Annotated in this window: 15 protein-coding genes and 1 riboswitch; of the genes, 7 read left to right on the forward strand and 8 right to left on the reverse strand. The window is 64.6% G+C overall.

Going from position 1 to position 14,298, the window contains the following annotated elements:
• Positions 1–11: 11 nt before the first annotated feature.
• From AC1C2M_RS07310 to AC1C2M_RS07340, 7 genes are all read right to left on the reverse strand, one after another.
• Positions 12–788, reverse strand: a complete 777-nt coding sequence (locus tag AC1C2M_RS07310) for an SDR family NAD(P)-dependent oxidoreductase (RefSeq protein WP_495435787.1) — start codon at positions 786–788, stop codon at positions 12–14.
• Positions 788–1,684, reverse strand: a complete 897-nt coding sequence (locus AC1C2M_RS07315; RefSeq protein WP_495435788.1) for a polysaccharide deacetylase family protein — start codon at positions 1,682–1,684, stop codon at positions 788–790. The genes AC1C2M_RS07310 and AC1C2M_RS07315 overlap by 1 nt, the downstream gene beginning before the upstream one ends.
• Complete coding sequence (locus AC1C2M_RS07320) at positions 1,681–2,922, reverse strand: amidohydrolase (protein WP_495435789.1); 1,242 nt, start codon at positions 2,920–2,922, stop codon at positions 1,681–1,683. Before AC1C2M_RS07320 ends, AC1C2M_RS07315 begins: the two co-directional genes overlap by 4 nt.
• 144 nt (positions 2,923–3,066) lie before the next feature.
• Positions 3,067–3,154: riboswitch (glycine riboswitch) on the reverse strand.
• An 81-nt stretch (positions 3,155–3,235) separates the two neighbouring features.
• Positions 3,236–4,225, reverse strand: a complete 990-nt coding sequence (locus tag AC1C2M_RS07325) for an adenosine deaminase (protein ID WP_495435790.1) — start codon at positions 4,223–4,225, stop codon at positions 3,236–3,238.
• Between the two features lie 8 nt (positions 4,226–4,233).
• The gene (locus AC1C2M_RS07330) at positions 4,234–5,304 is read right to left on the reverse strand and encodes an ADP-ribosylglycohydrolase family protein (protein WP_495435791.1); all 1,071 of its coding nucleotides are present in this window, start codon (positions 5,302–5,304) and stop codon (positions 4,234–4,236) included.
• A complete protein-coding gene (locus AC1C2M_RS07335; protein ID WP_495435792.1) occupies positions 5,301–6,077 on the reverse strand; it encodes a hypothetical protein in 777 nt (258 codons plus the stop codon). The genes AC1C2M_RS07330 and AC1C2M_RS07335 overlap by 4 nt, the downstream gene beginning before the upstream one ends.
• Complete coding sequence (locus tag AC1C2M_RS07340) at positions 6,074–6,889, reverse strand: GntR family transcriptional regulator (RefSeq protein WP_495435793.1); 816 nt, start codon at positions 6,887–6,889, stop codon at positions 6,074–6,076. Before AC1C2M_RS07340 ends, AC1C2M_RS07335 begins: the two co-directional genes overlap by 4 nt.
• Before the next feature lie 130 nt (positions 6,890–7,019).
• Here AC1C2M_RS07340 and AC1C2M_RS07345 point away from each other — a divergent pair, with 130 nt between their 5' ends.
• The 3 genes from AC1C2M_RS07345 to AC1C2M_RS07355 all read left to right on the forward strand — a co-directional run bounded on the left by AC1C2M_RS07345 (position 7,020) and on the right by AC1C2M_RS07355 (position 10,071).
• A complete protein-coding gene (locus tag AC1C2M_RS07345) occupies positions 7,020–8,093 on the forward strand; it encodes a BMP family lipoprotein (protein WP_495435794.1) in 1,074 nt (357 codons plus the stop codon).
• A gap of 163 nt (positions 8,094–8,256) precedes the next feature.
• Positions 8,257–8,748 carry a MarR family winged helix-turn-helix transcriptional regulator gene (locus AC1C2M_RS07350; protein WP_483405083.1) on the forward strand — a complete coding sequence of 164 codons (492 nt, stop codon included), beginning with the start codon at positions 8,257–8,259 and terminating at the stop codon, positions 8,746–8,748.
• A gap of 135 nt (positions 8,749–8,883) precedes the next feature.
• Positions 8,884–10,071, forward strand: a complete 1,188-nt coding sequence (locus AC1C2M_RS07355) for a TerC family protein (protein WP_495435795.1) — start codon at positions 8,884–8,886, stop codon at positions 10,069–10,071.
• A gap of 63 nt (positions 10,072–10,134) precedes the next feature.
• On the opposite strand, the gene AC1C2M_RS07360 is transcribed toward AC1C2M_RS07355, so the two are convergent.
• Complete coding sequence (locus tag AC1C2M_RS07360; RefSeq protein ID WP_483405085.1) at positions 10,135–10,737, reverse strand: fasciclin domain-containing protein; 603 nt, start codon at positions 10,735–10,737, stop codon at positions 10,135–10,137.
• Between the two features lie 437 nt (positions 10,738–11,174).
• Here AC1C2M_RS07360 and AC1C2M_RS07365 point away from each other — a divergent pair, with 437 nt between their 5' ends.
• The 4 genes from AC1C2M_RS07365 to AC1C2M_RS07380 are packed head-to-tail and all read left to right on the forward strand — an operon-like array spanning position 11,175 to position 14,263.
• Complete coding sequence (locus tag AC1C2M_RS07365) at positions 11,175–11,726, forward strand: RNA polymerase sigma factor (RefSeq protein ID WP_495435796.1); 552 nt, start codon at positions 11,175–11,177, stop codon at positions 11,724–11,726.
• Entirely contained in the window at positions 11,710–12,486 is a 777-nt protein-coding gene (locus AC1C2M_RS07370; RefSeq protein WP_495435797.1) for an anti-sigma factor, read from the forward strand. The genes AC1C2M_RS07365 and AC1C2M_RS07370 overlap by 17 nt, the downstream gene beginning before the upstream one ends.
• A gap of 60 nt (positions 12,487–12,546) precedes the next feature.
• Positions 12,547–13,248 (forward strand): hypothetical protein, encoded by a 702-nt coding sequence (locus tag AC1C2M_RS07375; protein ID WP_495435798.1) that lies wholly within the window; start codon positions 12,547–12,549, stop codon positions 13,246–13,248.
• Positions 13,249–13,285: 37 nt separating this feature from the next.
• Complete coding sequence (locus AC1C2M_RS07380; RefSeq protein ID WP_495435799.1) at positions 13,286–14,263, forward strand: NAD-dependent epimerase/dehydratase family protein; 978 nt, start codon at positions 13,286–13,288, stop codon at positions 14,261–14,263.
• The last annotated feature ends 35 nt before the right edge of the window (positions 14,264–14,298 follow it).

Below are 14,298 nucleotides of genomic sequence, written 5' to 3' on the forward strand. Positions count from 1 at the left end.
CGGGCTGTTTCTTACACAAGCGTCTGCGGCCAGCTGGGCGGCAGTTTGTGAGACCCGGTCGATGACCCGCCATCCACGCGAAGTATCGTGCCTGTCACCCACGAGGACTCATCGCTCGCAAGCCAGGCGACGGCGTTGGCGATGTCCAGGGCGCTTCCCGGCCGACCGAGCGGATTTGCGCCGACGATGCTCGAATACTCATCGGTCACGGGATTAACGTCGCTGTCAACGGGGACGAAGCCCGGAGCAACCGCGTTGACGCGAATCCGGTGAGCGCCGAGTTCGAGCGCAGCTGACTTGGTGAGCATGTCGACAGCGGTTTTCGATGTGCTGTACGCCGACGATCCCGGGCGTGAACGCTCGGCCGCCGTTGAGCTGATATTGATGACGGATGCTTCGCGGCCAGCTTCGATCGCCAACCGGGCAAGCGCAACGATCGCGAGCATGGGAGCTCGAACGTTGATGTCCTGCACAGCATCCCATGTGGCGGCATCCAGTTCGAGAAATGGCGTGGACGGGTAGATCCCGGCAACGTTGACGAGAACGTCGACTGGCGATACCGACCAGGCGTCACGGACGACGGTTCCCGGTGCCTCCGGCTCGCGCAGGTCCGCAACGAAGTGTGACACGCGAACCGAGGTTGCATCCCGGATGTCCTGTGCGGCGGCGGCAACCGCTTCAGCTCGATAGTCGACGAGTGAGACGTCGGCGCCCTGCTCGGCGAACCTCCGCGCCGTTGCGAGGCCGAGTCCGCTCGCTGCACCGGTGACGAGAACATGTGAGGGCATCAGCTTTCCTTTGGTGTCGTGTTGCTGGTGAATCGGGCGAGGTCGCCGTGCGTCGTTATCCAGACGTCGGAGTGCGACCTGATGTGGGTCAGGAGGGCATCGAGCATTGCGATGCGCGAGCGATGCCCGATCACGTGGGGGTGCATGGTCAGTTGGAAGACGCCCCCAGCGTTGTACGAGGCGTCGAACTCGGCACGCCAGATCTCGCCGACAGCGACAGGTGGCGTGTACGGCCGAAGCGCGGTAGCCCGGTCCATTCCGAAGTACGGCACGTCGTCGCGAATCCACTCGACGGGGATCTCGACGATTCCGGTGGGGTCGCCGTGTTCGAGCAGCTCATACGGCTCATCGTCGGCCATCAGCGACGAGTCGTATGAGAAACCGAGCTCACGGAGAACACCGAGCGTGTCGGGTGAGAAGTCCCAGGACGGAGTGCGGATCCCCGTCGGGCGCACGCCGGCCTGTGCGGTGAGTACCTCGAGCGCCCTCGTCAGCAGATCGAGTTCGTCGGCGCGGGCGAGAAGCGAGTTACGTTCGTGGATCCAGCCATGCACGCCGACCTCGTGGCCGCGAGCGATATAGCGCGGCACCTCGTCCGGGCGCAGGAGGGCGCACACCGCAGGTACGAAGAACGTTGCGGGGACGGCGTGACGTTCAAGCAGTTCGAGAATGCGGGGCACACCCACGCGGGCACCGAATTCTCCCTGTGACAGGGCTGCCGGTGAGAGGTTCCCGTCTCGCAGGCTCGGCGTTTCGTGATCGGAATCGAAGGAGATCGCGACCACCGACTTCGCGCCATTTGGCCACTCTTGAGCCAGACTCGTGCCGGCACGGACGGCAGTGACAGCCGAGCGCCATCGTGCGTCTTCCCACTGCCAGGGGTGCTGTTCGCTCATCGCTTGGCTCGTCGCGAGAACTGGCCCAGAACTGCGGCGAGTGCAGAACGGATGCCTGTCGGCACGACCGCGTCAGCGTCAGGACCAAAGAGGGCTGAGTGGTTTCCCGGAACGGCATCGCCGCTGTCGAAACGACCGGGAGCATACGCGCCGAACCACCAGAACACCGTGGGGACTCCGATGCTGTCGCCGAGCCAGCCAAAGTCTTCGCTTCCCATCGACTGGGTCCGAAAACCATCGACGTTCTCGGGGCCGAGAGCGGCGGCGAGGTCGGCGACGACCTCTGGCGTTGCCGTTGGATCGTTGTAGTTGCGCGGAAAGCGGTACAACTCGGTGATGGTCGGTTCGTCAGCGCCCGCCGCCGCGGACTCGGCGAGCACAATGCGGCGCACGGATGCGAGCACCTGAGCGCGGATCGTTTCATCGGTTGACCGTATGTTGAGGGTGAACACCGCCTTCGACGGGATGATGTTCTCTTTCAGCCCGGCGTGGAAGGTGCCGACGGTGACGACAGCTGCCGATTGGGGATTGAGTTCGCGCGAGACGACCGTCTGCAGCCGAGTGATTGTGTACGCTGCGACCACGATGGGATCGATGGCGTCTTCGGGACGGGATCCGTGGGCTCCGACGCCGTTGATGGTGACCTCCCATGAATCCGCGAGAGACATCACGTTTCCGGAGCGCAGGGTCGCGGTCCCCGCTGTGGCCGGTGAGAGATGCTGCCCGAGGACGATCTCGGGACGTGGCGCCCTGTCCCACAGGCCGTCTGCGATCATTGCCGCTGAACCCGCTCCGGTCTCTTCGCCCGGTTGGAAAATCAGAACGAGGGTGCCCGACCACAGGTCGGTGTTTTCGGCGAGGAGTTCGCCGGCCGCGATCGCCGACGTGATGTGGGCGTCGTGCCCGCAGGCGTGCATGGTCGGAACGGAGGTGCCATCGGCGAGAACGCCGTGGTCGACACTCGCGTAGTCGAGGCCCGTCAATTCCTCCAGGGGCAGGCCGTCAATGTCGGCCCGGAAGGCAATGGTCGGCCCGTCGCCGTTGCGGATAATGGCGACGACCCCGGTTCCGCCGCAACGAAAGGTCTCCGCGCCCATCGCGCGGGCCCTCTCCTCGATCAGATCGGCGGTTGCATGCTCCTGCATGGACAACTCCGGGTGTGCGTGCAGATGTTTGTAGAGATCGATATAGCTCGCGAGTCGAGCGCCGTCTGGTTCGATGGTGGGGATGTTGGTCACGGGTCAGATCTCACTTTCAAAGGCGGCGGGCACACGTGTAGGATCGCGGCACCCGCTCTGTATCTGACCTGAGAGATTCACGGAAAGGTCGTTCCCGCTTGCACCGTCGGTGTGGACCCATGGGGTTCCACTTTCCAGAGTTCCCGAATTCTGCCTGTCCTTTAGCCTGAGAGCTCTTGGGCGTTTTCCCCTTCGGCGCCGGTTCCAGTCCGGTCTCTCCAGGCGGTATTCATTGGGAGATGTGAAGTTATGAATTTAGTCAATCAGCATAGTGTTTCAGTCCAGTGACGGGTGCGATGCCGTCGGATGTCGGTTATCGGCTCCCGCCGGTTACGACGAGCCTCTCGCCCCGCAGCTCACCGCGCCGCTCCTCGGTGATGAACGCCGAGTTGATCGCATTCGTGGCCAGCGTGTCGAGGTCAGCGGCCGACAAACCGAGCGCCGCTTCGACCTCGCGATAGTTGTCATCGATGTAACCGCCGAAGTACGCGGGATCGTCGGAGTGAATCGAGACGTTGAGCCCGGCATCCAGCATCCGCTTCAACGGGTGCCCGGCGAGATCCGCCACCGCACGCAACCGCACATTCGAGAACGGGCAGATGGTGAGGGGCGTCTGCTCGCTCCGCAGGCGCTCGACCAGCACCGGGTCGTCCAGCGAACGGATGCCGTGATCGATGCGTTCAGCCCCCAACACGTCGAGTGCCTCAAGAACGTACTCCGCCGGGCCCTCTTCGCCAGCGTGCGCAACGGTGCGGAGTCCCAGTTCGCGGGCTCGCTCGAACACGTCGGCGAACAGGTGCGGCGGGTAGCCGACCTCGGCCGAATCGAGTCCGACGCCGAGCAGGTCGCCTGCCCGGTGTGCGGTTGACTCGAGGGTTGCCGCGGCCTCGGTGACCGGGCGGTCACGAAGGAAGCACAGGATGAGTCCGGCTGTCACCCCGAGATCGTGGTGCGCGGCCGCGATGCCGTCGAGCAGCCCATCGATGACGTCGTCGATGGGCACGCCCCTGAGGGTGTGCGTCTGCGGGTCGAAGAAGATCTCGGCGTGAGCGACACCGGCCACAGCTGCCCGCCGGAGGTACGCGAGCATCAGGTCGCGGAAGTCCTCGGGGGTGCGGAGAACCGCACAGCACTCGTAGTACAGGTCAAGGAACGAGGGGAGGTCATCGAACTGCATCAGCTCGCGCAGCGCGGCGACGCTGGCGTAGGGGAGCCGGATGTTGTTTCGGGCCGCGAGGTCGAACACCATTTCTGGTTCGAGGGTGCCTTCGATATGGACGTGCAGTTCGACGAGCGGTTTCATGCCTTGCCTTATTCGGTGGAGCTCTGCCTCAGGGCGGCGAGCCGGGTGGCGACATCGGCGAACGGAAGCCCGTTCACCCGGTCGAGTGTGGTGACGAGGTCCGCGTCGATCGACGCAAACCCCCCAACCGCTCCCGCCATGCCGACGGCCATGGCCCCGATCGTGTCGGTATCGCCACCGAGGTTGGCAGCGAGGAGCGCGCAGCGGTGCGGATCAGCCTGTGCCCTGACAGCGAGGGCAATCGCGGCCGGTACGGACTCCGTGGTTTCCGTACCACTGCCGACAATATTGTAGATGTTCTCGAGAAACGCATCGTCGTCGATGCCCATGCCCGCGAGCGTGATTCCCCATTCGGCGCGTGCGGTCAGTGACGCTCCAGCAACGTCTTCGCCCCGCTGCATCCCTCGATATCCCGCATCGAGAGCTGCTTTCGCCGCGGTCTCGACGGTTGCGGCGACGGCCGAATCTGCCGTGAGCGCCGATGTAATCGCACTGTCGATATAGCCGGCCACCATCGCGGCCCCGGCGATGGCGATGTTGGTCCCGTGGGCAATGCGGCACGACGCCTCGACCTGGTCGACGAGGGCATCCAGGTCTCCACCCCGCATGCCGACGATGCCGATGGGCGCAATCCGCATGGCGGCGCCGTTTGTCGTTCCTGCCACCCCGGTGGCCGTGGCATCCGCACCGTTGCGGAGGGCCGTAATCACCCGGGCGCTTGTCGGTCCGAGGAAGTGCCCTTCTGACGCGCCGACCCGGTCCGCCCAGGCGACGAGGTCCCTGGCGAGCGTGACCACGTCGACGGTTCCGCCGGTCGAGAGCATCGACTCAGCGAGCATCAGCATCTGTTGCGTGTCATCCGTCACCTGTCCCGCCACGAAACCATCCACGACGAAGTGGCCGTCCGGCCCGTCGAGAAACCTGTCGATGCGTCCGAAGTGGTCCTGGATGTGCTTCCGGGACCACAGTTCTCCCGGCATCCCCATCGCATCGCCGAGCGCTACCCCGTAGACGGTCCCGAGCGCGCGGTCGAGCAGGATGGGGTCGAGGGTCGACGGTGTCGACGTCTGGGAGGTCATCTGGAGGGCTCCGGTCTGGGGCAGTTGACGGTGGCGATGCGCGTGATCGGAAGGTCGGGGCGGATGCTTCTCAGCACGGTTTCGGCAGCGGATGTCGCCGAAACGAGCACGCAGGTGGACGGCCCCGCTGTCGCGTGCACGTCGAGGTCGTGAGCGACAGGCTCGGCGGCGAGCCCGGAGGGGCTGAGGAGGTCGGCCAGTTCGGCCAGGATTCCCCGAGACCCGACGGGCAGGCACTCGTGCACTCCCGCTGTCGCGGCGATGCGGAGGGTTTCCGCGAGTGACGGCATCCGTGGGTCGCCGACGACCAGCCGGTGTTCCGGAGCGCTCAGTGGCACACCGACGCAGAGGATGCTGTCGCCGGGCTCGGTGCTGCCGACCGTGAGCGCCGACGCGGTGCCGATGGCGGTGACACCGAAGCCCGTGGCTGTGACCGCCACGTTATCCTCGGTGGACCCCGTGACGCCGGTGTCGGGGTCTAGCCCCAGTTCGCCGGCCAGTGCGCGGAACTCCGCGATCATCTCCAGGCCACCCGCCCCGAGCGAGAGGGAGAGCGTATTGACGATCAGCGATGGTTTCGCGCCGGCGCAGATCAGTTCCAGAAGCGGCACCCGGGCGCCGAAGTGGGCGACTGTCCTGTTCTCGGTGAGAAAAGTGTCTCCGGGCAGTTCACCGATCCCTCCGACCGAATCGCAGGCCACGACGATCGTCGTGTCTCCGGGGCCGGGCAGAAGGGTCAGGTCGCGGAGCCTTCGGGGTACGGATGCCGTCACGCGCTTTCCTGCGTGAACGCCGTGGTAACCCTGCCGGGATCAGCGAGTAACTGGTCTGCCGCGTGGAGAGTCGTGACGTAGTAGAACCGGTCCCCGCGAAGCAGGGTCTCGGCGTATTCGACCGGCTTTCCGCCGGAGTCGAACGTCGTGCGATTGATCAGGAAGACGGCCGTTCCGGATGCACACTCGAGCTGTTCTGCCTCGAATTGATCGAGTGAGGTCGCCCTGAGCGTCTCGGTGGCGTGATCGAGGGTGATTCCCTGCTCGTCGACAAGCAGCCGGAACAGGGACTTATCGGTCATGTCGGTGCCGAGCAGGCTGGCACCGATTGCCGCCGGCATCCATGACACCTCGTAGGTGCTGGCGACGTCGCCGATGTAACGGACGCGCACGAGCCTGATCGTCGACAGGGCATCGTCGGGCACCCCCAATTCGCGTCTGGCGCTCGCGCTGGGGGCGTGGTAGCCCAGCTCAACGACACGGGTTCGGATGGTGTCGACTCCGCCGCCGACTTCATCACTCAGGCCGGAGAGAAGCCGAAGGCTGCCCTGGACCTGGTTCCGTTGGACAAAGGTCCCTGCACCACGGCGACGAGCCACAACGCCGTGGCGTTCGAGGCCTTCGTATGCCTTGCGTACCGTGACGCGGGAGACCCCGAGGGCATCCGCGAGTGAGCGCTCAACCGGCAGCTGGGTGCCATGCGGAAGCTCATCGTTTTGGATAAAGCTCTCGATCGCATCCCGGACCTGTAAGTAGAGTGGCGCGGATCCGCCGAGGTGGCTCCGAACATACCCAACCATGGCCTCGGACATCGATGACTCCCTCCGGTGCAACCACAAGCGTTGTATTGCTCATTGACAAGCCGATTCGCGAAGAACCATGATACCAATATTGCCAATTGGATCTATATCGTACCAACCTGCCTTCGGATTGGATATACCTGTGACTTCCCGCTCCTCCCGTGCGATAGCGACGGCGACCCTGGTTTTTCTCGCCCTCCCGGCCCTCGTCGCGTGTGGCCAGGCGCCCGATAGCGCCGCTCCGGAGGGCGCAGGGGAGTCGGGAGACTTCCTCGCCTGTGCTGTGTCTGGTGCCGGCGGCTGGAACGACAACTCGTTCAATGAGCAGGTTCGCGACGGGCTGGACCGGGCCGAAGCAGAGCTGGGGGTCGCGACCATTGCTTTCGAGGCCGACACCTCGGACGATTTCGCGCCGGGCCTCGACAGCCTCATCGAGCAGGACTGCAACCTGATCTTCAGCGTCGGTTTCGACGCCAACGCGGGAGCAAACGCCGCTGCTGCGGCGAACCCCGACATTAACTTTGTGTCTGTCGATGGTTTCCAGACCGAAGAATCGATTACAAACTTCAAGCCGGTGACGTACCTGATGGACGAGTCGAGCTACCTCGCCGGTTACCTCGCAGCCGCCCAATCGAAGACCCACACGATCGGCACGTTCGGTGCCGTCCAAAACGAATCCGTCACGTCGTTCATGGACGGCTACTACTACGGGGCACAGGCATGGGCGGAGGAGAACCAGACCCCGACGAAGGTCGCCGGGTGGGACGCCGAAGAGCAGGTCGGTACCTTCGTCGGTGACTTCGTGAACCAGGTGCAGGCGAAGTCGATCTCTCAGGTGCAGATCGATCAGGGTGCAGATGTACTGTTCCCTGTCGCAGGCCCGCTCTTCGTGGCTGCGGCTGAGGCGATCCGTGACAACGGAAACAGCGCAATGCTGATCGGTGTCGATTCCGATATCTCCGTCACCGCACCCGACTTTGCTGACATTGCGCTGACGAGCGTTGAGAAACGGATGACGAACGCGGTCGTCTCGATCATCGATGAGGCGAGCACCGGCGAATTCGACCCGACGCCGTATGTGGGAGACCTCGACAACGAGGCGACGGGCCTCGCCGGATTCGGCGAATTCGAGGCAGAGATTCCGGACGAGCTCGAGGCGCGGCTGGACGAGCTCCGCATATCCATCATCAACGGGAACGTAAAGACCCGGGGCTGAGCACTGGCCGCGGTTGCGGCTGGCTCAGTCGCGCGTCTATTGCGGCCCCAACTCGATGTCATTCGGTGTGCCGGTTGCACGGCGGATGGGGAAGTCTGCAGACTTACCGCATGGCGTTGTGCGGATCACCGCGTCGGCGGGTTCTTCGAGGGATGTGGGCGGCATGAACGACGACGACGAGGTGGACCTGCTCGTTGACGCCTGGGCTACGCGCATCCCGGAGATCGACTTCACTCCGCTTGATGTGATGTCGCGCCTTCGTCGCGTCGCGCTCCGCCTGAACGAACTGAGGGCAGAGGCGTTCCGCCGAGCGGATCTGAGCAGCTGGGAATTCGACGTCCTGGCCGCGCTTCGGCGCGTCGACCCTCCCCACGAAATGAGTCCGATGGCGCTCTCGCGAGCAACCATGATCGGGACTCCCGCGATGACCAACCGCCTGGAAAACCTCCACGAGCGCGGTTTGATCGTGCGTAAGCCGAACCCCAATGACGGCAGAAGCAACCTGGCGCGTTTGACGGCCGAGGGCACGGCGCGCGTCGATGCGGCGATGATCGCTCTCGTTCGGCTCGAGGCGGACGAGCTCGAGGTGCTGACCAGCCAGCAGCGCGCCCAGTTCGCAGCCTTGCTCAGGCAGTTGGGGGCTTCGAGCAGCTGATCGTGCCGCTGCGGATCGGTGGCGTGCATCGCTGGCCGCGGCATCCGTTCTGGAACCCCGAGACCCCTCCCGCGTAGGCTTGTCCTGACTCCGCGGTGCGCGCACCGATTGCCGGCCTCGAACGAAAGCAGAACCGTGCAGGTATCACCCCTGATCTGGACTCTCACTATCGTCTTCATCCTGGCGCTGCTGGCGTTCGACTTTTTCTTCCACGTGCGCAAGGCCCACGTTCCGACGCTCAAGGAAGCGGCGATCTGGTCGTCGATCTACATCGGCATCGCGTTGGTTTTCGGCCTCGGAGTTCTCATTTTCGGAGGCACCGGCCCCGGCTCGGAGTACTTCGCCGGCTACATCACCGAGAAGGCGCTGTCTGTCGACAACCTCTTCGTCTTCCTGATCATCATGTCGAGCTTCCGGGTTCCCCGTGAAGACCAGCAAAAGGTGCTGCTGTTCGGCATAGTGTTCTCGCTCATCGCGCGCACCGCGTTCATCTTCCTCGGCGCAGCGCTCATCAACTCGTTCGCCTGGGTTTTCTACTTCTTCGGGCTCATCCTCCTGCTCACGGCGGGCAACATGCTCAAGCCGAAGAAAGACGAAAAGGACGAGGCAGACAACCTCATCATCCGGTTGGCGAAGAAAGTGCTCCCGACATCCGAGCACTACGACGGAGACAAGCTCTTCACTGTCGAGAACGGGAGGCGCGTTCTCACTCCGATGCTCCTCGTCATGGTGGCCATCGGTGGAACCGACATTCTCTTCGCGCTCGACTCGATCCCGGCAATCTTCGGACTCACGCAGGACGTCTTCATCGTGTTCACCGCGACGGCGTTCTCGCTGCTCGGGCTTCGCCAGCTCTTCTTCCTCATTGACGGGCTCCTCGACCGCCTCGTTTACCTGTCATACGGCCTCGCCGCGATTCTCGGATTCATCGGCGTCAAGCTGATCCTGCACGCGCTGCACGAGAACAACGTGCCGTTCATCAACAATGGTGAGCACGTTCCCGTTGTCGAGATCAGCACCGGCGTCTCTCTGACCTTCATACTTGGGGTACTCGTCGTCACTGTCGTGGCGTCAATGGTGAGTCCGAAGGGCAAAGCGCATGCCGCGATCTCCGGAGCGCGCCGCCACGCAACCTCATACGTTGACCTCGAATACACGGCTGACCAGAGCGAGCGCAATCGCATCTTCGCCCAGCTCGTGGTCGAGGAGGAGGCCATCCGATCCCTGCAGCCCAAGTACCGTCAGTGGGTTCGCGACGAGGCGGAACTCATGGCGCTTCTCAAGCGGGCGCACGACGAGCACGACCAGTCGCTGGCGAAGTGACGCTCAGCCCGAAAGGGGCCGACGCTCTCCAGGAGAGCGTCGACCCCCTTCGGGCCCCGTCGGTTAGAGAACCGCGGGTACGAGCACCCGGTCAATGCCGTGCAGAACACCATTGCTCGCGCGGATGTTGAGCTGCTTCAGAATGAGGCGCGGGTCGCGAAGACTCGTGTTCTCGTCGCGGAGCGTGGTCAGCCGTGGTTTGATCACCCCTCCATTCGCCATGGTGATGGACTTGGAGAGGAGAACCTCGATCGCTCCGAGTGAGCGGTCGGGCACCACGTGGTACAGCAGGACGTTGCTGATCTGTTCCGTGGTGAGTGCTGTCGTGATCGTCGTCAGCGCTGCAGCCTCACTCGCGGGCGCCGCACCGGTCAGATCTGTCACGAGCCGGGTAAACGCGCGGTCGTTCGGTGCAAAGACCGTGAACCGACGCGAGGTGTCTGCGAGCACCGGTGCCAGCCCGGTGGCTCCCAACGCCTGGATCAGCAGATCGTAGTCGTACGGGTTGTTGTCGGGGGTTCCACCACCGGATGCCGCGACAGCGACGTCGACGATGGAGCCGGTGGGGGGTGTGGAGCCGTGCGCACTCGCTGGCGCGATCGGTCCGACGAGGATCAGGGCCGCTGCTGCGGCGACGATCGCGGAGACTGTGTTCTTCTTTTTCATGTTCGGCACTCCTTTGTCATGGCATCTTTATGCCCCGAATGGGTGCCTCCCGCGAAGGAGCATACGACAGTCGCAGAGCCAGCGCCATAGCCAAAAAAACTTCCACACTTTTTCAGCGTGGGTGCATCCAAACCGTGCGCTGAGGCGGAAGTACCTGTGAGAGCGCGGGTGTGTCCGCCTGATCCTGGCCGGGTGCCTCTGTCTTGGGTTCCGGCGGCGCATCCCGCTTTCTCATATCCCGGCGTCCGCCGGGATTCAGCACGGCACGACGGCGGGACGCGATGTCAGCGGATCACACTCCAGCCCGGCTCGACGACGGGCGGGGCTGGTCTCGGGGAGGTGAATGGTCGAGACTATCGGTGGCGGCGCGCTCAACTGAGCACCGACCGACTCCAACGTCTCAACCGCGACTCCGGACCGAGAGGTCACACACCGACGTGACGGACCACCCTGATGCCGATATCGCCGCGCGATTCAGTGCGGGTGACGAGCGAGCGCTCGCCGACGCATACGCCCGATTCTCACGCGTCGTGTATTCCCTGGCCCGACGGGTCCTCGGCGTCGATGCCGACGCTGAGGATGTGACACAACAGGTATTCATCGCAGCGTGGCGCGGTCGCGAAACCTTCGATGAGACCAGGGGGTCGCTCGGCGCCTGGCTCGTCGGAATCACCCGCAGGCGCATCGCCGATGCGCTCGAAGCACGCTCACGCCTTCGAAGAATCGAAGAGAGCTGGGCGGATGCCGCGGGCACAAGCGCACAACCCGAAATCGTGGATGTCGCCGACCGGCTGATGATTGCCGACGAGCTGGAACGCCTCGACCCGGTTCCCCGGCGCGTCATGGCGCTCGCGTTTTACGGCGACCTGACACACTCGGAGATCGCAGAGACCACAGGAATCCCCCTGGGCACCGTGAAGAGTCACATCCGGCGAAGTCTCGGCAAGTTGCGAACGCGATTGGAGGTGGCTGATGACGCACCTCGATGATGACGAGCTGATTCTCTACTCCCTCGGAGAAGTCACACCGGATGCCGCACAGCGAGAGCACCTCGATGCCTGTTCCGTGTGTGGCGCGGAGCTGAGCGCTTTGCAGCGTCTCGTGAGCGCGGGACGCTCCAGCGACGCCACCGATCTCGTTGAACCACCCGCTTCTGTGTGGCAGCGGATCCACGCAGAACTCGACCTGTCGCCGGAACTCGAACCGGTTCCGCGTGACGTCGCTACGCAGCCCGTGGTTAGCAGCGTCGAACCTACCCGAGAGACGGCCTCCCGGGGCGCGTCGCCCGACCGGCCCCGGCGCGAACGCCGCAGGGGGATGCCCCGCCCGGTGGCAGCCCTGCTCGTTGCGGCGGCGCTCGTGGTCGGACTGATCGCGGGGATTGCAGGCACAGTGCTGTTCTCCCGGCCCGATGATCCGCGACTCCTGGCCCAGGCTGAGCTTGAACCGTTCCCCGATTGGGACGTTTCAGGATCGGCACGCGTCGAGGAGACCGGTTCAGGCACGCGCCGCATCGTCGTGGACGTCGCGGCACCCGGGGAGGGGCTGACGGAGGTGTGGCTCATCGATCCCGAAACGTCCGGGCTGGTCAGTCTCGGACTGCTCGGTGGCGAGTCGGGCACATTCCTGATTCCCGAGGGTGTGGATCTGTCCCGCTACACAGTGGTCGATGTGTCGCGGGAGCCCGACGACGGGAATCCGGCCCACTCGGGTGACTCGATAGTGCGCGGCGAGCTCCGCGGCTCCTGAACTCTTATTTGCCCGGCTTTCCTCCTACCGAAAGGCGGGGAACAGGCGGAGAATGGCGGCATGGCCGAGGACGCGGCTGGTCCGCACTTCGAGCAGCCCGCCCCGCCGAGCGTGCGCGCCCAGTTGCTCGCAACCGAGCACTGGGGATTGCTTGCTGCGCGCGGCACGGCACAGAGCGAAGTTCTCTCCCGGATCGGAATCCTCCTGACGCTCGTTTCCGCCGGGCTGGTCAGCCTCGCGCTCGTCGGCCAGGCCACCGGCTTCTCGGAGGCTTTCATCGCTTTCGCCATTGGCGTGCTGGCCTTCATCGTTCTGGTTGGCCTTCTCACGCAGGTGCGGGTGATCAACATCGGCATGGAGGATCTCATGTACGTCGTCGCCATGAACCGGCTGCGAGGTGCGTATGTGGAACTCGACGGAGATATCGGCAGGGTGCTCCTGTCGTCCCCGTACGATGACTTCGCCGGAGTCCAGCAGACCTATTACTTCTTCACGCCGAAGCGGAACCTGAGCCAGTTCCTCGGCAGCACCATGTTCTTCATCATCCTCATCAATACGGCATTGCTCGGCCTCCTCACCGCCGCGATCGCCATGGTGTTCACGTCCTCGACACCGATGGCTGTCGTGATCGGACTCGGCGTCGCTGTCGTATTCCTGGTCCTGTGCTTCTGGCTGGGGAACCGGCACTTCCGACGCACACTTGCCGAGTACCGGCCGGAGTTTCCGTCACCGTCCCCGCCGCCGGGATCATCGGTGGCATAAGCTCGCCCCATCCACTCGCCAGCGGAAGGTGCAGAACATGCCACGGATCGTCGTCATCGGTGCAACCGGCCACGTCGGAAGCGCTCTCGTTCCCCGGTTGGTTGCGGCCGGCCACGATGTCATCGCGGTGAGCCGCGGCATCCGCTCACCGTATCGAGAGGATGCCGCGTGGCGACAGGTGCGGCGGGTCGAACTCGATCGCGAAGCCGGTGATACCGACGGCACGTTCGCGGGCGCGATCGCCGACCTCGACGCCGACATCGTCGTCGACATGATGTGTTTCACCGAGAGTTCTGCCGCGCAACTCGTCGAGGCTCTCCGTGGGCGGGTCGAGATTCTCCTCAGCGCGGGAACGATCTGGGTGCACGGGCCGGCGGTCTCCGTGCCGACCCGCGAGTCGGACGACAGGAACCCCATCGGCGACTATGGAATCAACAAGGCGGCGATCGAGGCCCTCCTTGCGGCTGAAACCCGAAACGGCGGCCTGCGGACCGCGGTTCTGCACCCCGGGCACATTTCAGGGCCAGGCTGGCCGATGGTCAACGCGCAGGGAAACTTCCACACCGGCGTGTGGGAGACCCTCGCCGCCGGCGAGACGCTGGTCCTCCCGAATCTCGGGCTCGAAACCGTGCACCACGTTCACGCGGATGACGTCGCGCAGGCGTTCCACAAGGCGATCGAGCACCCCGGCGCTGTGGCGGGGAAGAGCTACCATGTGGTGTCGGAACGGGCCATGACTCTCCGCGGAATCGCAGAGACCGCCGCGCGCTGGTTCGGCCGCGAGCCGCGACTCCGGTTCGCCCCGCTCGAGGAGTTCCTCGCCACGCTGACACCGGAACACGCGGACGCGTCACGCGAGCACATCTCGCGCAGCCCGTCCATGAGCATCGCGGCGGCAGCGACTGACTTCGGCTATGCGCCGCGCTTCACCTCGGCGGCAACGATCGCGGACGGCGTGCGGTGGCTCGTGGCCGACGGGCAGGTCGACACGGGCGGCCGGCCCTTGAGGGAGTGATCCCGGCGCCGCGTCTGGCCTGGAGTGCCCGTGCT

Source organism: Mycetocola sp. Y444 (assembly GCF_059445295.1).

Bases quoted from the DNA above. Each gene is read 5' to 3' on its own strand.
- AC1C2M_RS07310 (WP_495435787.1), bottom strand. From the start codon at position 788: ATGCCCTCACATGTTCTCGTCACCGGTGCAGCGAGCGGACTCGGCCTC.
- AC1C2M_RS07315 (WP_495435788.1), bottom strand. From the start codon at position 1,684: ATGAGCGAACAGCACCCCTGGCAGTGGGAAGACGCACGATGGCGCTCG.
- AC1C2M_RS07325 (WP_495435790.1), bottom strand. From the start codon at position 4,225: ATGAAACCGCTCGTCGAACTGCACGTCCATATCGAAGGCACCCTCGAA.
- AC1C2M_RS07330 (WP_495435791.1), bottom strand. From the start codon at position 5,304: ATGACCTCCCAGACGTCGACACCGTCGACCCTCGACCCCATCCTGCTC.
- AC1C2M_RS07340 (WP_495435793.1), bottom strand. From the start codon at position 6,889: ATGTCCGAGGCCATGGTTGGGTATGTTCGGAGCCACCTCGGCGGATCC.
- AC1C2M_RS07350 (WP_483405083.1), top strand. From the start codon at position 8,257: ATGAACGACGACGACGAGGTGGACCTGCTCGTTGACGCCTGGGCTACG.
- AC1C2M_RS07360 (WP_483405085.1), bottom strand. From the start codon at position 10,737: ATGAAAAAGAAGAACACAGTCTCCGCGATCGTCGCCGCAGCAGCGGCC.
- AC1C2M_RS07370 (WP_495435797.1), top strand. From the start codon at position 11,710: ATGACGCACCTCGATGATGACGAGCTGATTCTCTACTCCCTCGGAGAA.
- AC1C2M_RS07375 (WP_495435798.1), top strand. From the start codon at position 12,547: ATGGCCGAGGACGCGGCTGGTCCGCACTTCGAGCAGCCCGCCCCGCCG.
- AC1C2M_RS07380 (WP_495435799.1), top strand. From the start codon at position 13,286: ATGCCACGGATCGTCGTCATCGGTGCAACCGGCCACGTCGGAAGCGCT.